General features: G+C 73.1%; 16 protein-coding genes. 7 read left to right on the forward strand and 9 right to left on the reverse strand.

The features are described 5' to 3' along the window. Positions 1 to 65: 65 nt before the first annotated feature. From ACFYZL_RS08230 to ACFYZL_RS08245, 4 genes are all read right to left on the reverse strand, one after another. Positions 66 to 899 (reverse strand): hypothetical protein, encoded by an 834-nt coding sequence (locus ACFYZL_RS08230; RefSeq protein ID WP_388677176.1) that lies wholly within the window; start codon positions 897 to 899, stop codon positions 66 to 68. 195 nt (positions 900 to 1,094) lie between these two features. After that, the gene (locus ACFYZL_RS08235) at positions 1,095 to 2,627 is read right to left on the reverse strand and encodes a YfcC family protein (RefSeq protein ID WP_384747830.1); all 1,533 of its coding nucleotides are present in this window, start codon (positions 2,625 to 2,627) and stop codon (positions 1,095 to 1,097) included. Continuing rightward, a complete protein-coding gene (locus ACFYZL_RS08240; RefSeq protein WP_384747827.1) occupies positions 2,624 to 3,982 on the reverse strand; it encodes a M20/M25/M40 family metallo-hydrolase in 1,359 nt (452 codons plus the stop codon). Before ACFYZL_RS08240 ends, ACFYZL_RS08235 begins: the two co-directional genes overlap by 4 nt. Before the next feature lie 99 nt (positions 3,983 to 4,081). Continuing rightward, a complete protein-coding gene (locus ACFYZL_RS08245; protein ID WP_388677179.1) occupies positions 4,082 to 5,017 on the reverse strand; it encodes an alpha/beta hydrolase in 936 nt (311 codons plus the stop codon). A 416-nt stretch (positions 5,018 to 5,433) separates the two neighbouring features. On the opposite strand from ACFYZL_RS08245, the gene ACFYZL_RS08250 reads away from it, so the two are divergent. Both ACFYZL_RS08250 and ACFYZL_RS08255 read left to right on the forward strand, forming a co-directional pair. Then, the gene (locus tag ACFYZL_RS08250) at positions 5,434 to 6,003 is read left to right on the forward strand and encodes a hypothetical protein (protein WP_388677182.1); all 570 of its coding nucleotides are present in this window, start codon (positions 5,434 to 5,436) and stop codon (positions 6,001 to 6,003) included. Positions 6,004 to 6,067: 64 nt separating this feature from the next. Next, positions 6,068 to 6,844, forward strand: a complete 777-nt coding sequence (locus ACFYZL_RS08255) for a hypothetical protein (protein WP_384747818.1) — start codon at positions 6,068 to 6,070, stop codon at positions 6,842 to 6,844. A gap of 12 nt (positions 6,845 to 6,856) precedes the next feature. Here ACFYZL_RS08255 and ACFYZL_RS08260 read toward each other — a convergent pair whose 3' ends face one another. The 3 genes from ACFYZL_RS08260 to ACFYZL_RS08270 form a co-directional block, all read right to left on the reverse strand. After that, entirely contained in the window at positions 6,857 to 8,035 is a 1,179-nt protein-coding gene (locus ACFYZL_RS08260) for an MAB_1171c family putative transporter (RefSeq protein WP_384747815.1), read from the reverse strand. Beyond that, complete coding sequence (locus ACFYZL_RS08265) at positions 8,032 to 8,589, reverse strand: toxin-antitoxin system, toxin component (protein ID WP_384590119.1); 558 nt, start codon at positions 8,587 to 8,589, stop codon at positions 8,032 to 8,034. The genes ACFYZL_RS08260 and ACFYZL_RS08265 overlap by 4 nt, the downstream gene beginning before the upstream one ends. Before the next feature lie 64 nt (positions 8,590 to 8,653). Continuing rightward, positions 8,654 to 9,322, reverse strand: a complete 669-nt coding sequence (locus tag ACFYZL_RS08270) for a helix-turn-helix domain-containing protein (protein WP_384747812.1) — start codon at positions 9,320 to 9,322, stop codon at positions 8,654 to 8,656. 183 nt (positions 9,323 to 9,505) lie between these two features. On the opposite strand from ACFYZL_RS08270, the gene ACFYZL_RS08275 reads away from it, so the two are divergent. From ACFYZL_RS08275 to ACFYZL_RS08285, 3 genes are all read left to right on the forward strand, one after another. Further along, positions 9,506 to 10,528 (forward strand): helix-turn-helix domain-containing protein, encoded by a 1,023-nt coding sequence (locus tag ACFYZL_RS08275; protein ID WP_384747809.1) that lies wholly within the window; start codon positions 9,506 to 9,508, stop codon positions 10,526 to 10,528. Between the two features lie 225 nt (positions 10,529 to 10,753). Continuing rightward, complete coding sequence (locus ACFYZL_RS08280; RefSeq protein WP_388677187.1) at positions 10,754 to 12,109, forward strand: 6-phospho-beta-glucosidase; 1,356 nt, start codon at positions 10,754 to 10,756, stop codon at positions 12,107 to 12,109. A 36-nt stretch (positions 12,110 to 12,145) separates the two neighbouring features. Beyond that, a complete protein-coding gene (locus ACFYZL_RS08285; protein WP_384747803.1) occupies positions 12,146 to 14,242 on the forward strand; it encodes an MDR family MFS transporter in 2,097 nt (698 codons plus the stop codon). A gap of 64 nt (positions 14,243 to 14,306) precedes the next feature. Here ACFYZL_RS08285 and ACFYZL_RS08290 read toward each other — a convergent pair whose 3' ends face one another. Next, the gene (locus ACFYZL_RS08290; RefSeq protein WP_384747800.1) at positions 14,307 to 14,822 is read right to left on the reverse strand and encodes an NUDIX hydrolase; all 516 of its coding nucleotides are present in this window, start codon (positions 14,820 to 14,822) and stop codon (positions 14,307 to 14,309) included. Continuing rightward, positions 14,819 to 15,442, reverse strand: a complete 624-nt coding sequence (locus tag ACFYZL_RS08295) for a helix-turn-helix domain-containing protein (RefSeq protein WP_388677192.1) — start codon at positions 15,440 to 15,442, stop codon at positions 14,819 to 14,821. Before ACFYZL_RS08295 ends, ACFYZL_RS08290 begins: the two co-directional genes overlap by 4 nt. A gap of 65 nt (positions 15,443 to 15,507) precedes the next feature. On the opposite strand from ACFYZL_RS08295, the gene ACFYZL_RS08300 reads away from it, so the two are divergent. Both ACFYZL_RS08300 and ACFYZL_RS08305 read left to right on the forward strand, forming a co-directional pair. Continuing rightward, the gene (locus ACFYZL_RS08300) at positions 15,508 to 16,491 is read left to right on the forward strand and encodes an NAD(P)/FAD-dependent oxidoreductase (RefSeq protein ID WP_388677195.1); all 984 of its coding nucleotides are present in this window, start codon (positions 15,508 to 15,510) and stop codon (positions 16,489 to 16,491) included. A gap of 109 nt (positions 16,492 to 16,600) precedes the next feature. Next, positions 16,601 to 17,983 carry an NAD(P)/FAD-dependent oxidoreductase gene (locus ACFYZL_RS08305; protein ID WP_384747791.1) on the forward strand — a complete coding sequence of 461 codons (1,383 nt, stop codon included), beginning with the start codon at positions 16,601 to 16,603 and terminating at the stop codon, positions 17,981 to 17,983. Positions 17,984 to 17,999 lie beyond the last annotated feature (16 nt).

Here is a 17,999-nt window from a genome sequence, read left to right on the forward strand (position 1 = left end):
CGCGCCCCCTCCCGGCCACGGCCGGGAGGGGGCGCGCCCCTTTCGCGTGCCCGCACGGGCGGGCGTCAGCGAGCGTTCTCGTACCGGCCCACCTTGTCGGAGACCGCGCGCTGCAACGGCTGCATGAGGTCGACCAGTTGCCGGTAGTCGGCGACCCGGCCGTCGGACCACTGGCCCAGCGCGACCACCATCGCCCGGCCTTCGCCCGTGAAGGACTGCACCATGCCGCTGTCGGGAGCCAGGGTCGGCAGGCCGGATCCGCGCGGCGGGGCCTGCGCGCCCACCTGGTAGTCGTCGAAGGCCATCGCCAGCTCGGTCACCAGCCTCAGCGTGTCCTGGGGGTCCTTCATGGTGAAGACGGCCAGGTTGTACTGGTTGTTCCGGGCGTCCTTGTAGAGCGCGATCTGCTCGCCCACGCAGCCCTTGCTCTCCTTGATCATGGCGATCAGGCGGGGACCGACCGAGTCCGCCTCCGTACAGGTCTGCAGTACGACCGAACCGACCCGGGTGAAAGTGCCTCCGGAGCCGTCCGGGACCTGGGCCGGGAAGGCGTCCGCCAACGGGACCATCGGCCGGGCGGCGGCGCCGGCGGCCGGAGACGCCGAGGAGGTGGGCGAGGGCGACGCCGAGGGCGCGGCGGTGGCGTCGTTCCCGGACGGCGACGAGCTCAGCGTGATCTTCAGCGCGACGACGGCGGCCGCCGCGAGCAGGGCCAGAGCGAGCTGCGGGCCCGGCCCGAATCGCCGGGGCCCCACCCGCTTGCCGGGCCCGGGCCGCGCGGCGGGTTCGCGTATCGAGGCGGCCTGGACGAACGCCTCGTTGAGGGGCACGTTCCACTTGTCCTCGTCCGGACCGTCCTGACCGCCCTGACCTGCCGGTATCCCATCGTTCTTTCGCATGGTGCGACCCTAATGATCAACGCCCTCCAGCTGAACCGGGGAAGGTCACATCCCCATCACTATGCGGACGGAGTCGCTCCGCGAGCGCGAGGGCGAGGGCGAAGGCGAGGGCGAGCGCGAGGGCGAAGGCGAGGGCGAGCGCGCGCCGCGAGCGCGCGGGCGCCGGGGCGGGCCCGGCGCCGGCCTCACGGACCGTCACATCGCCGCCCCCACCGCGACGAACCCGCAGATCAGTACGAAGAGGACGGCGAGCAGCGGCCAGACGAAGCGCAGGTACTTGTCGTAGCCGACCTTGGCGAGGGCCACACCGCCGATGATCACGGCGCTGGTGGGGACCCACAGGTTCATCCAGCCGCTGGCCGACTGCCACGCCGTGACCACCAACGCCCGCGAGACGCCCGCGAAGTCGGCGAGCGGGGCAAGGATCGGCATGGCGAGGGTGGCGTGGCCGGACGTGGAGGGGATCAGGAAGGCCAGCGGCAGGTTGACGAGGAACACGCTCACCGCGAAGACGCCCGACGAGGTCCCCTTCACCACGCCCTCGATGGAGTGCAACACGGTGTCCGTGATCTTCGAGTTGTTCATGATGACGGTGACCCCGCGCGCCAACATGATCACCAGGGCGGGGGAGATGAAGTCGGCCGCGCCCTGGATGATCGTGGAGCTGAGCTTCGCCTCTCCCATCCGTGCCACCAGCCCCACCAGCACCGCCGCGACCAGGAAGAGCGCCGAGAGCTCGGCGAAGGACCAGTCCAGCTCCCAGGAGTACGGGGCCGCGTCCGCCTCGCCCGTCAGCGCACTGGCCCAGGGCACCACCGAGAAGATCATGAAGCCGAAGACCAGCACCACCACGGCCAGCACCGCCTTGTGCAGGCGGGTCAGTTCCGGTTCCTCCTCCGCGTTCGCCGCGGTCCGCTGTTCCCGATCGCCGGGCAGGAAACCGCACACGGATTTCGACGGGTCCCTCTGGACGCGTCGCGCGTATCGGATGACGTAGAGGACCGTCACGGTGGTCAGCACCACCCACATCACGAAGCGCAGCACGATCCCGTCGCCCAGCGAGATGCCGGCGGCCGAGGAGGCCACGCCGGTCGCGAACGGGTTCACGGTGGAGCACAGGACGCCGATGCCCGCGCCCAGGATCGCCGCGCCCACGGCGACCATCCGGTCGTAGCCGAGCGCGAGCATCATCGGCACCAGCAACCCGTAGAAGCCGAGGGTCTCCTCCGCGAAGCCCTCCACCGTGCCGAGCACCGAGAAGACCACCATCACGGCGGCGATCAGCAGGGCGCCGCGGTCGCGCAGCCGGTGGGCCAGGCGGGCGATGCCGCGGTCGAGGGCGCCGGTGGCGAAGACGACCGTGATGAAGGCGCCGATGGCGAGGACGAAGAGGAACACCCCCGCGCTGCCGTACAGGTGGCCGGCGAACGTCGGGCCGACCTCGCCCGTCTTCGGGTCCTGGATGCCGTACAGGCCGTTGACGGGGGAGAGGAAGAGGTCCTTCAGGCGTTCGGTGAAGCTCTGCGTCCCGGCGACCCGGTGGTAGGTGCCGGAGACGGGCGAGCCGTCGGCGTCGCGGTCGTACAGCCCGGCCGGGACGAGGAAGGCCAGCAGCCAGACCGCCACGGTGACGATGGCCAGGATCGTCAGAGCGCTCGGGAAGGCGAACTTCTTCGCCGGGGGCGGCGGTTCGGATTCGGGCGGGGTCCGAGGCGGCGCCGTGCTCACCGCGCGCCGCCCGCCGCCCGGTGGTCCGCCGCGTACTCCCGTACGAACGCGGCCATCGCCACGACCGTGTTGCGCAGCTCGGAGAGGAGCACGCGTTCGTTGGGGGCGTGCAGGTTGCACATGCTGTCCTGTGCGCCGAACAGCAGCACCTCGGCGCCCGGCGCCGCCTTCGAGAGACCGTTCACCAGGGGGATGGAGCCGCCCGTCGCCACGTACGAGGCCTCCGTGCCCCAGGCCTCCTTGAGCGCGGTGAGCGCCGCGCGGTACGCGGGACCGCCCGTGCGGGCCTCGAAGCCGGGGCCCGTGTCGCCCGGGGTGACCTTGAGCGTGACGCCGAACGGGCGCTGCGCGCGCAGGTGGGCCACCAGCGCGGCCCGTGCCTCGATCGGATCCTGGTGCGGGTGGAAGCGCAGGTTCAGCTTGGCCCGGGCGTACGGGACCACCGCCGAGGCGGCGTGCTCCACGGACGGCGCGTCGAGACCGATGACGGTGATGGCCGGACCGCTCCAGAGCCGTTCGCCGAGGGAGCCGGTGCCGATGAGGGGGACGTCGTCCAGGACGGCGGCGAGCTCGCGGAACTCCTCCTCGGTGTAGGTGGTCCCGTCCCAGGGATCGCGGCGCAGGACCGGCACGGCCACGTCGCCGTTCGCGTCGTGCAGGGTGGCGAGGGCCCGCAGCAGCACCAGCAGCGCGTCGGGGGCGGCGCCGCCGAACTCCCCGCTGTGGCGCGGCTCGGCGAGGGTGCGCACCTCGACCGTCACCTCGCAGGCTCCGCGCAGGCCGGTGGTCAGCGTGGGGGTGCCCGGGCGCAGGTTGCCGAGGTCGGCGATGACCATGGCGTCGCAGGCGAAGCGCCCCGGGTCGGAGGGAGGGTAGTCGTCGAAGGCGCTGCCGTACTCCTCCTGACCTTCGATCACCAGCTTGATCCCGACGGGCGGACGGCCGCCGTACAGGCGCAGCATCCCGAGCAGGGCGATCACGTTCGACTTGTCGTCGGCGATGCCGCGGGCCCGCAGGCCGCCGGAGACGGGGGTGGGCTCGAAGGGCGGGGAGAGCCAGAGGGTGGGGGCGCCGGGCGGCTGGACGTCGTAGTGCGCGTAGAGCAGGACGGTGGGCGCACCGGGCTCCGGGGGCGGGATCTCGCCGTAGATCACCGGGGCCGTGTCGGGGAGGTCGATCCGCTCGATGGTGGGCACCCCGGCCTCGCGCAGCAGGGAGGCGATCAGGTCGTGCGCCTCCTCCACCGGCTCCGGGTCGTAGCCGGGGAAGGCGATGGAGGGTATCGCCGCCAGCCGTTCGAGGTCGGCCCGCAGGTCGTCCATCAGGGCGTCGGCCCGGGATTCCAGGGATTCCATGCTCCGAGCATGGGGCGGGGTGCGGGAGGGTGCCGTGGCGTACTGGTCCGGACGAGTGAGCGAAATCGGGGAGCGGCGGGGGTGCGCGGGGGCGGCGGCCTACGCCTCGCACGGCCCCGGACCGGTGGTCACCCGTTCGGCGCTCACGACCGGCCGGGCCGCGGAGTCGGCGGGCAGCAGACAGTCCTCGAGGAAGCCGAGACAGCGCAGGTGGTAGGAGCGGGCCGCGTATCCCAGGCTGATGTTGTGGCCCGCGCCGGGCTGCCGGTCCAGGCACAGCCGGGGCGCCGCGGACAGCCGTGAACGCAGCTCCGCGAGGGCCTCCGGGTCGTGCCGCCACCAGGTCTCGTGCTCGGCGAAGGTGAAGCGCACGGGCACGCGGACGTGGCCCGCGACGTCCTTGAACAGCACCGGCCAGCGGCCCATGTCCGCCTGTTCCCGGGCCGGGACGGGGGCGATGATCGAGCCGCTCGTGACGAAGGTGGTCGGCGGGTAGAGGTTCAGCGGCCCCCAGCTCCGCCTGCCCCCGCGGGCGGCCTCGGCGCCCGAGGGCGCGTCCGGCGCGTACCGGTGGCCGCAGCCGGAGACCTCCACGCCGAGCAGGTCGGGCGTGGCGTGGCGGGCCGCCGTGAGCAGGGCGACCTTCCCGCCGAAGGAGTGGGCCAGCAGGAAGACCCCCGCACCCGTGCGGAAGCGGGAGCGGTAGTCGTGCAGCGCCGCGGCGAGGGTGGCCGCCTGCTCGGTGAGCCCCTGCCCCTCGGGGAGCGGGCCGGTGGACTGCCCGTATCCGGGCCGGTCGACGGCCAGCACGGTGAAGCCGAGCCGGGCCCCCAGGGTGAGCAGGGAGAGGTCGGGCAGGGCCTGGCCGTCGAAGTAGCCCGCGCTCATGCCGGCCCCGTGCACGGCGACCACGGTGGCCCGCGGGGCGCCGTCCCCCGTCCGGGCCTCGCAGAGAAGAGCGGACAGCCGGATGCCCGCGGCGTCCAGGCTGATCCGGCGCACTCCCCTGGACGGGCCGGCGGGTGCGGGGGTCATGGCGCCGTCGCCTTGCTGAGCGCCTTGCGGCGTGCGGCGGGGGTGAAGGGGTCCGTGTCCACGGGGATCATCCTGGGCTCGGATTTTCGCGTCCGTCGGTTGGCGCGCCGAACGGGCGGGCCCGGGCCCGGGAAGCGGTGGGCCGGGGCGGGCGGGGATCTTGGCCGTCACTTCCGGTTCTTGCCTGACCCGCGCCGCCCCGGCACCGCACCTCGGCGCCTCGGCGGAGCACCCGAGTACGTCCAGTACGAGGGCGCCCCGCCGAGGCGCCGATGCGCGGCACCGGACGACGCGGGACTGACCGGCAAGATCCGAAAGAGACGACCCGGGGCCGTCCGGCGCGTATCGAACCCCCGCCGTGATCGTTTCTTCAGACGTAACCCCTACATCTGCTGCGGAACTCGGGAGGACGCGCGGTGACCGCTTGGCAGTACTTCGCCGGGGCCGGTCTGGTGGCGGTGCTCTGCCCCCTGCACGGCCATGTGGCGGTCGCGGGCGACGGCGACGGGCGCGGCGCCCGGGTCGACGTGTGCGTACCCGGCGGCAAGCCCGGGCGGCCCGTCGTACGGCCTTCCGTGACGCCACCGGTACGGGTACCCCTGCCCGGGGTCGACCGGCCGACCGTGCACCACCCGGGGGCGGGCCCCGCCCCGGCGGGATCGCCCCGAGCGGCGGACCCGGGTCGCCCGGCGCCCGCCGTGCCCGCGGCTGAGGCAGGGCCGGGGGACGCGAAGCCGCGGCCACCCGCGCCGGAGCCCGCGCCGGCAGCGGGTGACGCCCCGGAGGACGCGGCCGCTCCGGCTCCGGCTCGGGCGAAGGCCGCCGCCGGGCCCGTGAGCGCCTTCCACGTGCGTCCGTACCGCTCGGTGGCGCTGGAGCGGCGCGGGCCGGGCGGGATGTCCACCGTGATGCTCATGGTGGTCGTCACCACCCCGGCCGTACTCGCCGCCGCCGCCCTGCGTCCGCGCTCCAAGAGCCGCGGCTGACCGGCGCCGCGGCCGCGCACCCCGTCAACCCCACCCATCCCACCCACACCACGGGAGAACCCACGTGTCCGAATGGCTGGTCCTGGCCGTCGCCATGGCGCTCGTCTGCGCCCTCGTCCTCGCCATCACCCTGATCCGGCACCGCCGGGCCGCGGCGGACGAGGACACCAGCGAAACCCCCGACGTCATCGAGTACATGACGATGATGGTGGGCGTGGTCTACGCGATCGTGCTGGGCCTGGCCATCGCGGGCGTCTGGGAGGCGCGCGGCGCCGCCGAGGACAGCGTCCGCCGGGAAGCGCAGGCCCTGTACGAGGTCACCCAGCGCGCCGACGTCTACCCGGCCGCCGTACGCGACCGGATCCGCGGCGAGGTCGACGCGTACGTCACCCACACCGTCGCCGTGGACTGGCCGCGGCTGACCTCGGGCGAGGCGGCCTCCGCCGAGGGCGCCCGGCTGCTGGGCAAGCTGCGCAGCGACGTCACGCACCAGAGCCCGGGCACCGAACTCCAGGCGCAGGCCTACCAGCCGCTGCTGGACCAGATCGCCACCGCCGACGACGCCCGCCACGCGCGGACGCAGAGCTCGGAGTCCACGCTGCCGAGCGTGGTGTGGTTCGGGCTGCTGGTGGGCGGGGTGGTCACCGTGGGCCTGATCTTCACCCTGCAGATCAGGCGCTCGGGGCGGGAGCTGCTGCTGGCCGGGCTGTTCAGTGCGCTGATCGTGTTCCTGCTGTTCATGGTGTGGAGCTTCGACGCGCCGTTCGGGCGGGACGGGATCGACTCGGCCGCGCCCTTCCAGGACCTGTTCCCGGCGATGGCGATCGCCGACGCCGGGTGACGCGGCCGGACTTCAGAAGGGCCTGCTCCGGGAGAGGGCCGCGCGCTGCCTGACCGCCTGGACCACCGGCGAGTGCCGCAGGGCGTGCGAGATCCGCAGCAGGTCGCGCGGCCCTTCGACCGCGTTCTCCTCGCCGGCCTCGATGACCCGGCCCTCGGGATCCGCGGAGCGGGCCTGCACGGCGGCCGCGACCATCGCGGCGTCGGCGACCGTGCGGGCGGTCTCCTCGCCGGCCCCCTGCGCGACGGCGTGCTCGTAGGTGTCGTCGCGCAGCCGGCGGTCGAAGTACGGGCCCAGGTGCAGGAACCCGTCGTGGATGTCCGACTCGCGCTGGATCACCCGCAGTTCGGCGGCGGACCACCAGGCCATGTGCACCGCGGGGGAGCCGCTGGGCGCGGAGATCTGCACCTCCTGCCAGAGCCAGCCGAGCCTGCGGTACGTCGTCCAGAAATCCCAGTTGTCCGACAGCTTCTGGCAGACCAGGGGGAGTACGAATCCGATCGCGCTGACCAGCGCTCCGGCCGAGGCCAGCGGCGGGGCGGCGAACGTGCTGAGGTAGTCCAGGTCGTGACCGGTCCAGCGGGCGACGACCGCGGTCATCTTGGTCGCGTCGTAGCTGAGGTTGAACATGTAGCCCGCGACGATGATCATCAGACCCGCCCGCAGCCAACCGCGCACCTGGAGCGACCAGCGCCAGCACATGGCGACCATGACCAGCGCGGCCACGTTGTGCGCCACCAGGTAGAGGGCGATCATCTCGCGGATGTACGGGGTGTTCGCGTAGTAGGTGTCCAGATCGCGCAGCCGCTCGACCGGGGCGTCGCCCAGGGCGAAGAGCACGATCAGGACCACGCTGACGACGCTGTAGCCGAGGATCCACCGCCGCGAGGTGCGGCGGGTCTTCTCGGGCGGGCCGCCCCGCCAGTTGACGACCAGGACCAGGCAGGAGGCGCTGAACCCGGTGATCAGGGAGTACACCAGCGGCGCCGAGAAGTTCGGCACCCCGGTCCAGCGGTTGACCGCCTCGATGGTGGGCGGGGCGGCGAAGGCGAACACGAGGCCCGCCATGGTCAGCAGGGCCACTACCGAACGCAGCAGCGGATCGCGCCAGTTGTGGCGCAAGGCCGGCAGCTTCAAAGCGAGCGCGACCGCCATCGCGATCGCGGGTATGTAGTAGTCCTGGCCTTTCAACGGTCGTTCCTGTGCCCCCGGTAGCCGAGCGAGGCCTCGATCCGGCCCGCCAGGTGGTCGCGCTGTGCCGGGGCGCGGTGACTCGACGATCCGGCCAGCCAGGTGCGGCACCGGCTGCCCAGCAGCAGGCCGAAGGTCTCGGCCTCGGTCTCCTCCCGGACGTCGGCGCGGGTGCGCGCCGCGACGCTGCGGACGGTCTCGCCGATGTCCGCACCGTCGGACAGCAGCCGGGCGGCGACGGCGGCGCCGTCGACGTGGTGGCTGCAGTGACCGGCCTTCATGTGCCACAGCTCGTGCCCGAGGATCACCAACTGGTGGTCGGGTGGGGTGCGTTCCTCGACGACCACGAGATCGCGGTCCGCCATGTCGAGCCACAGGCCGCTGGCCGTCCCCGGCGGGAACGCGGCCATCCGGAACTCCACCGGGCGGCCCCGGTGCCTGCTCATGCCCTCGCACAGGGCGGCGTAGAGGTCCACGGGTTCCACGGGTGCGGTCAGCCGGATGCCGGCCACCAGCTCCCCGCACAACCGCCGCTGCTCTCTGCCTATGCTCACCGTTCTCCCCGTCGGAATGGATCCGGATCAGGACTCAAGGATCAGACCCAGACTGTCGACTGGGTCAGGATTCATTCGGTTTGACGCTCTCGAGGAGCATGTCCAGCCATTCGGTGACCTTGTCCCGGTGCTTGTCGCTGGGCAGTTGGGCGGCCCGCCAGGCGATGCCCCGTACGCCGTGGTTCTGCAGGAGTCTTGCCAGGGGATCGCCCGTCGAAGCGGCCGCGGCCGGTACGGTTTCCCGCGCCCGGCCGGCGAAGTCCTGGAGCAGCTGCTGCTCGGTCCGTTGGAGGGCGTCGGTGAGGGCGTCGGCGTCGTGGGCGGTGAGGAACCCGGCGTGCACGCCGAAGAAGCGCTGGATGGCGTCACAGTGCTCCATGGTGGGCCGCCGGTCGCCGTTGATCAAGGCGCCCGCCTGCTGCCGGGACATGCCCGCGCCGTCGGCGATCTCCTGTTGGGTGTAGCGGCGGCCGTTGGGCTTGACCCGGGTTCGCCGGAGCAGGTCCAGGCGCTGGAGGAAGCGGGCCTGTAGATCGGGTTCGCCGGCCGGTCTGCCGTCGAGCAGGATCCTGATCACGTCCGTGGGCACGCCGGAAGCCTCGGAGAGGCGTCGCAGGTCGAAGACCTGGCTCCGATCGCGGCTCATCTTGGCCGCGAGTTCGGCAACGCGCGCGACGGTGGCCGCCAGGGGTGCGTGGGCCACCGCGACGGGAGCCGGGAAGCCGTCTGTCACCAGTGGTTCTCCTAGATCGCGCGAAGTCGGTTCGGACACGTGGTCGGCTTCTGGAATCTAGCCGTTCCGGCCTCGAAGGGCTAGAACGTGCCACAGCTGTGGCGTGAATGAGCTGTCAAGAGGCTAGAATTGCCACAATAGTTGACACTCGAATGAAGTCGGTAGCAGGATCGCCACACGGAAATGAAGATCCAGACCGTGAGGGAGGGGGAGCTCTCGGTGCCACATCTCGCAGCGGTGGGCCCGTCCGATGGCCTCGCCCGAGCCGGTGAAGAGCGCCTGGCGGCCGATGAGTCCGCACACGGCGCCGTACGGGCGGAGCGACGCAAGGAGATTTTGCGCCAGCGTCGTGAGGAACTGGGCCTGAGCCAGGAGGACCTCGCCGCCCGTCTGCGCATCAGCGTGCGTGCGTACGGGAACTGGGAGCGCGGCCTGGTCAAGGAGTGGACGGACCGCAAACTGCTCGCCCTGGCCGAGGCCCTGGAGATGAGCGAGCGGCAGTGCTTCTGGCTGTTCCGCGTCATGGTCGACCGCGATCCGCCGCCCACGTGGCGGGCCGCGGAGGACAACCGGCTGCCCCAGGACCCGGCGCAGCGCGACTACCTGTGCGACTACGCCGCCCTCATGGAGGCCGTGCCCTATCCGAGCTTCCTGGTGGACCACCGCTGGGACGTAGCGCTCACCAATTCGGCCTTTGACCAGCTCTTCCAGTCCGTACGGCCGCATCCGACGGCCCTGCCGGACGACAACTTCCTGCGCTTCGTGCTGTTCCACCCGGACGCCGCGGGCGTACTGGAGGACCACGAGCCGGCCTGGTGCGTACCGCTGCTCGCGCAGCTGGCCACCGCGCTGGCCGAGGCGCCGGAGGACGAGGGGCTGAGCAGCATCCGCCAGGAGGTGGCCCGCGACCCGTTCATGGAGGCGGCCTACCGCTACGGCGTGCCGCACTGGCTGAGCAAGCGCGGGGCCGAGGCCGCCGAGCAGGACGGGGCGGTGCGGACCGTGCGCCACCCCGACCCGAGCCGGGGCCTCGTGCGCTGCCGGATGGTGGCCGAATCCAGCCGGATGCTGGACGCGATGGGGCTGACCCGGATCACCCTGATCCTGTCGGCGCCGCAGGGAGGATCCCTGGGGCCCGTCCGCGGTGGCGGGCTCGTGCACCAGCAGGGCGCGAGACTGCGCGCCGTGCCGCCGTTGGGGGAGTGACCCGGCGGGGGAGACTGGTGTCCGGCAAGGTCGTGCGCCGGGGTCGGTGCGCCACGGACCCGGTCGGGAATCCGGTGCCGTGTCACCGATCGTGGCACTGATCGTGGCACCGGATCCGGATCGGAGTCGGGATCGGACTTCGGTGCGGGCCGCGGCTGCGGCCGCGGGCCGTGTGCCACGGTCTCGGCCACGAGCAGGGCTTCTTCGGCGAAGGGCGGTAAGGGCGTGCGGCTGACGATCCTCGGCGGGGGCGGCTTCCGCGTACCGCTCGTCTACGGGGCCCTGCTCGGCGACCACGCCGAGGGCCGGGTGTCCCACGTGACCCTGTACGACGAGGATCCGGCGCGGCTCGCCGCCATGGCCCGCGTGCTCGTCGACCAGGCCGCGGCCGCCGGGGTGCCCGACGCCCCCGCCGTCGCGGCGACGGGGGACCTCGACGAAGCCCTGCGCGGAGCCGACTTCGTCTTCTCCGCCATCAGGGTCGGCGGCCTGGAGGGCCGCGCCGCCGACGAGCGGATCGCCCTGGCGGAGGGAGTGCTGGGCCAGGAGACGGTGGGCGCGGGCGGGATCGCGTACGGCCTGCGGACCGTTCCGGTGGCCCGTGAGCTCGCCCGCAGGATCGCCCTCGTCGCCCCCGAGGCGTGGGTCATCAACTTCACCAACCCGGCCGGACTGGTCACCGAGGCGATGGCCGAGGAGCTCGGCTCGCGCGTGATCGGCATCTGCGATTCCCCCGTGGGCCTCGGGCGGCGCATCGCCCGGCTGCTCGGCGCCCGCCCGCAGGAGGCCTGGATCGACTACGTCGGCCTCAACCACCTGGGGTGGGTGCGCGGGCTGCGGATCGGCGGCCGCGACGAACTGCCCCGGCTGCTGGCCGACACCGAGGCCCTGGAGTCCTTCGAGGAGGGCCGGCTCTTCGGGGCCGAGTGGCTGCGCTCGCTCGGCGCGATCCCGAACGAGTACCTGCACTACTACTACTTCAACCGCGACACCGTACGGGCGTACCAGGAGGCCAAGCAGACGCGCGGGGCCTTCCTGCGCGACCAGCAGCGCGGCTTCTACGCCGAGGCCGGCCGGGCCGGGCAGCCGCCCGGGGCGGCCCTCGCCGCCTGGGACCGGACCCGGGCCGAGCGCGAAGCCACGTACATGGCCGAGAACCGTGAGGCGGCCGGCGTCGGCGAGCGCGACGAGAGCGACCTGGAATCCGGCGGGTACGAGAAGGTCGCGCTCGCCCTGATGCGGGCCATCGCCCGCGACGAGCGGGCCACGCTGATCCTGAACGTCCCCAACGGCTCCACGCTCCGCGTCCTCGACGCCGAGGCCGTCATCGAGGTGCCCTGCCTGGTCGACGCCAACGGAGCCCACCCGCTGGGCGTCGAGCAGCTGCCGCTGCACGCGGTGGGGCTGGTGACGGCGGTGAAGGCGGTCGAGCGTGAGGTCTTGGCGGCCGCGGCGAGCGGTTCGCGGGCCGATGCGGTGAAGGCCTTCGCGCTGCACCCGCTCGTGGACTCGGTCGCAGTGGCGCGACGGCTGCTGGACGGCTACGCGGCGGCCCATCCCGGCCTGGCCCACCTGCGCTGACACCGTACTCCCCTCGCCCGTACGGCCGTACGCCGCATGCGTGCGGCCGGGTGCGCTGTGAGAGTGCGAGATGTGACCACAGCCCCCGCAGCGACTTCGGCGTCCCCCGCCCTCGACCGGCGGCGGCGCAACGTCATCTTCGGCACGATCATGCTGGGCGTGCTCCTGGCCGCCCTCGACCAGACGATCGTGGGCAGCGCCCTGCCCACGATCGTGGCGGACCTCGGCGGCGCGGCCCACATGTCGTGGGTGGTCACCTCCTACCTGCTCGCCGAGACCGTGGCGACGGTGCTGGTCGGCAAGTTCGGTGACCTCTTCGGCCGGAAACCGATCTTCCAGATCTCCGCCGTCGTCTTCATCACCGGCTCCTTCCTCTGCGGTCTCGCGAGCAACATGACCCTGCTCATCGTGTGGCGGGGCGTGCAGGGCATCGGGGCGGGCGGCCTCATGGTCACCTCGATGGCGCTGATCGCCGACGTGGTCCCCCTGCGCGAACGCGGCAAGTACCAGGGCGCGATCGGCGCGGTCTTCGGCGTCGCGACGGTGATCGGCCCGCTGCTGGGCGGGTTCTTCACCGACAGCCTGAGCTGGCGCTGGTGCTTCTACGTGAACGTCCCGATCGCCATCCTGGTGGTCATCGCGGCGGCCCGGACGATCCCCACCCTGCGCGCGGCGGCCCGGCCCGTGATCGACTACCTGGGCATCGCGCTCGTCACCGCCGGTGCCAGTGCGCTGATCCTGGCCACGAGCCTGGGCGGGAACGAACTGGCGTGGAGTTCGTCGACGATCATCGGCCTCTTCGCCGGCGGGGTCGTGGCCCTGGTGCTCTTCTGCCTGGTCGAAGCCCGGGCCGCGGAACCGATGCTGCCGATGCGACTGTTCCGCAATCCCGTCTTCGCGGTCTGCTCGGTGCTCAGCTTCGTGGTCGGCTTCGCGATGCTGGGCGCGATGACGTTCCTGCCGACCTATCTGCAGTACGTGGACGGGGATTCGGCCACGGTCTCGGGCGTCCGGACGCTGCCGCTGGTCATCGGCCTGCTGATCTGCTCCGTCTTCAGCGGCAACGTCACCGGCAAGACGGGGCGCTACCGGATCTTCCCGATCGTGGGCAGCGCCGTCATGGCCCTCGGCCTCTACCTGCTGTCCCTGATGGGGCCGGGTACCAACGCCTGGCTGGAATCGCTGTACATGTTCGTCCTCGGCGCCGGCATCGGCCTGTGCATGCAGGTCCTGACGATCGCCGTGCAGAACACCGTCGACTACGCCGACCTCGGCACGGCCACGTCCGGTGTCACCTTCTTCCGCACGCTCGGCAGCAGCTTCGGGACCGCGGTGTTCGGCACGATCTACGCCAACAGCCTGGAGCCCGCGCTCACGGCGGGCGTGGCGCAGGCGGCCCGGGCCACCGGCGGGGACCCGGCTCAGCTCGGCAAGGCGGCGATGAGCCCGGACGGGGTGCACGGACTCGATCCGGCGGCCGCGGGCCCCATCATCGACGCGTACGCGCACGCCCTGCACACGGTGTTCCTGTGGACGGTGCCGGTGGCGCTGGTCGGCTTCGTGGTCTCCCTCTTCCTCAAGCAGGTCCGGCTGCGCGACTCCGCCCGGGCCGCCTCCACGGACATGGGCGAGGGCTTCGCCTCGCCGGCCACGGCCTCGGGGGACTCGGCCAAGCTGCTGGAGCTGGCGGTCGGCAAGCTCGTACGGACCATGGGGCCGGAGGAAGCGCGCGCGATCGTCGACGCCTCCGACACCCGGCTGGACATGGCGGGCGCGTGGGCCGTGATGCAGGTGGACCTGATGACGCGGACGGTCGGTCACGCCGGCCTGGGGCTGATCGCGGGCCGGCGCTCCCTGCCGCCGGAGGTTCTGCTGCCGGTCTTCGAGCGGATGGTCGACGAGGGGTACCTGACGCGGCAGAACGGGTTCTTCTCCCTGACCCCGGCCGGTGAACGGGAGGCCGGGGTCATCTCGGCGGCGTGGGCGGAGTGGCTGAAGGACCGGCTGGAGCAGGACCGCGGGCGGCCGCGGAGCGCCGAACTGCGGGTGGCGGCGGACGCCATCGCGAAGCGGCTGCTGGCGGAGGACCTGGGCGAGGGGAACTTCGCGCCGCGCGTGGTCATGCGGGGGTAGCCGGGCGGGGGCGGTCGGAGGTCCTCGTACGGGGGTCGTCGCGCGGGGTGGTGGACCGGTGGGGTCAGCCGGCGTCGTCCACCCTGGCGAGCGGATAGTCGTACGAGACCGCCTGCGGCAGCGCCTCCAGGTCCGGGCGCCAGGTGCGCAGCACGCCCGCCGACGGTGCGTAGAGGGCGGCGGGGATCGACTCCGGGGCGAACCACTCCCACCGGACGATCTTGTGCGGCTCCGTGACGGCGGGCACGCCCGTCGCCGTGGTGGTGACGGCGGCCGCGGTCAGCCGGGTCACCCCGGACTTCGCGTCGATCCGGACGCCGAGCACACGGATGCCCCCGGGCTCGGCGCGCAGGTCCGTCTCCTCGGCCAGCTCCCGGGCGGCCGCCTGCTCGAAGCCCTCTCCGGGGTCGACCTTCCCGCCGGGCAGCTCCCAGCGGCCGTCATGCGCCTGGCCCAGCAATACCCGGCCGTCCGGGTCCACGACCACGAGCCCGACGCCGACGACGCCGTTGGGCCGGGGCGCGGCGCGTTCGGGGCGCTCGGGCTGCTCGGGGTGCCGGTCGGTGGCGGCGGCGTTCATCGGCGTCCTTCCGGTGGTGTGGTGGGCCGGGCCCGCACGTGCATCCTCTCGCCCTGCGGGCCGAAGAGGCTCAGGAACTCGGCGGGACGCGGCCCCGCGTTGGAAAAGGCGTGGGGCGTGCGCGTGTCGAACTCGGCGGCCTCCCCGGGGCCGAGCACCAGATCGTGCTCGCCGAGCAGCAGCCTCACCTGCCCGGACAGCACGTACAGCCACTCGTAACCCTCGTGGACCTGTAGCTCGGGCTCGGGATCGACCGTCGCGCTCCCGGCGGGCGGCAGGATCGTCTTGTACGCGTGCAGGCCGCCGAAATCGCGGGTCAGCGGCACGTAGGTGCGGCCGTGCCGGACGAAGGGCCGCGGCCGGATCCGGGGGTCCCCGGTCTCCGGCGCGCCGACCAGCTCGTCGAGGGCGACCCGGTGCGCCCGGGCGAGCGGAAGCAGCAGCTCCAGCGTCGGCCGGCGCTGCCCCGACTCCAGCCGGGAAAGCGTGGAGAGCGAGATCCCGGTGGCCTCGCTGAGCTGCGCCAGCGTGGTGCCGCGCTGTTGGCGCAGGGCGCGCAGCCGCGGGCCCACGGCGGTCAGCACGCCCGCGAGTTCCTCGTCCCGTTCGTCGGTGGCCATGTTTCCATTTGCCACTTCGGCAAGGACATTTGTCAAACGTGCATGGCGGGGCGGACGCTCACGGCATGGACGACGCAGAGGGAACGATGGACGACTCGTACGACGTGGTGGTCGTGGGCGGCGGGGCCGCCGGGCTCGCCGGGGCCCTGACCCTGGTCCGGGCCCGCCGCTCGGTCCTCGTCATCGACGCGGGCAGCCCGCGCAACGCCCCCGCCACGCACATGCACGGATACCTCGGCCACGACGGGCGGAGCCCGGCCGAACTGCTGGAACGGGGCCGGGCGGAGGTGACCGGCTACGGCGGGCTGATCCGGCGGGGCACGGCCATCGCCGCGGACCCGCTGTCCGGCGGCGGATTCCTGGTGCGCTGCGGGGACGGCTCCACCGTCCGGGCGCGGCGGCTGCTGGTCACCACCGGGCTGGTGGACGAGCTGCCCGCGGTGGAGGGGCTCGCGGAGCGCTGGGGGCGGGACGTGCTGCACTGCCCGTACTGCCACGGCTGGGAGGTCCGGGACGAGCCCGTCGCGGTGCTGGCCACGGGCCCCGTATCCGTGCACCAGGCGCAGATGTGGCGGCAGTGGAGCGACCGTACGACCCTGCTCGCGCACACCTGGGAGCTCACCGAGGAGGACCGCGAGCTCCTGGCGGCCCTCGGGGTCGCGGTGGTAGAGGGGGAGGTGACCGGCCTCGCGGTCGGCGCGGACGACCGGCTGACCGGGGTGACCCTGGCGGGCGGGGGCGCGGTGGAGTGCCGGGCGCTGGTGGTGGCCCCCCGGTTCACCGCCCGCTCCGGGGTGCTGACCGGCCTGGGACTGCCGATGACCGCCCTGGAGCGGGACGGCCGGGTGATCGGCACGTGCGTGGAGTCGGACGCGGCGACCGGGGCCACCGCACTGTCCGGGGTGTGGGTGGCGGGCAACGTGACGGCGCCGATGGCGCAGGTCGCGGGCGCCGCCGCGCAGGGCGTACAGGCGGCCGTCGCCATCAACGCGGACCTGATCGAGGAACAGGGCCGCCGGGCCGTCGAGGCGTACCGGGCGGCCGGCTGAGCGGGCGGACGTCCGGCCATCGGACGACTGTACGAGTTTCGGCCAGGTCCCGTCCGCGCAGGCTCTGGGCGGTCTGATCGTCGTACCGTTCTTCGGCTCAGGGGGCGCAATGGCACATGTGCTGGTCATCGGCGGAGGCATCGGAGGCCTGGCAACCGCCCTGCTCGCGGCACGGCACGGGCACACCGCCGAACTGTTCGAGCGCGACACCCGGGCCCCGGGCACCGCGCTCGACCGCGACTTCTTCGGCTGGCACCGCCCCTCCGTACCGCAGGCGAGCCAGCCGCACGCGCTGCTCGGCGCCGCTCGGGCCGTCCTGCGCGAGGAACTGCCCGACGTGTACGAGGAGATGCTCCGGCTCGGCGCGCGCGAGCGGCACGAACTGGACTGGTTCGACGTACGTCCCCCCGAGCGCCCCGGCGACGACGACATCGTCATGATCCAGGCCCGCCGGATCCTGCTGGAGAGCGCACTGGCCACCGCCCTGCGCGGTGAGCCGGGCGTCGTCTCGCGGTACGGGGAGCCGGTCACCGGGCTGACCACGGTCCCGGGAATCAGGGTGACGGGGGTGACGACCGGCGAGGGGAGCCACGAAGGGGACCTCGTGGTGGACGCGGGCGGGCGTCGGGGCGGCACCGAACGCTGGCTGGCCGCGGCCGGCTGCCGCCCGGCCGCCGTGGAACGGCACCGCACCGGACTGGCGTACTTCTGCCGCTGGTACCGGCTGCCCGAGGGCATGGAGGAGGGTCCGCGCCGGCCCTGGGCGGTCACCGGCGGGGCCTTCGCGGGGTGCGCCGTCTTCCCCGCCGACAACCGGGTGTTCGCGATCACCCTGTTCGTGCACACCACCGACACCACGCGCTCGGCGCTGCGCGATCCGGCGGTCTTCGAGGCCGCGGCCCGGTCCTTCGCGCCCGGCGAGGCATGGCTGGCACTGGGCGCGCGGCCGCTGTCGGACGTACTGGCCACCGCGAGCCTGGACAACCGGTGGAGCCCGCAGGCCGACGAGCGGGGCCCGGTGGTGAGCGGACTCGTGCCGGTGGGCGACGCGATCACGCACACCAACCCGACGCTCGGGCAGGGCGCTTCGCTCGCGCTGTGGGCGGCCCGCCGAGTGGCCCGTACGGCGCACCAGGACCCGGGATCGGAGCGGTACGCCGCCGACTACCACGACTGGGCGGTGCGCACCCTGAAGCCCTGGTTCGACTTCCAGGTGGTCGCGGACTCGGCCATCGGCGAGCGGTTCGCGACCCGGGCCGTGCGCTCCGGGCCGCCTCGGGAGGTGGCGGCCCTGTTCGAGTGCGCGCTGGAGGATCCGGAGGTGATGCGGGCCCGGGCGAGGGTGCGGCACCTCGCCGAGCCCCCGGAGCGCGCGTACGCCGATCCGAAGATCCGGGCCCGGGTGGCGCGCTGGCTGGAGGTCCGGCCGGACTACGCGCCGAAGCCGGCGGGGCCGGAGCGGGGGGAATGGGAGAAGCTGACGAAGGGCTGAGCGCGGTCCTGCCCGG

It is taken from the genome of Streptomyces sp. NPDC001717, assembly GCF_042892775.1.
Lineage (GTDB): Bacteria > Actinomycetota > Actinomycetes > Streptomycetales > Streptomycetaceae > Streptomyces.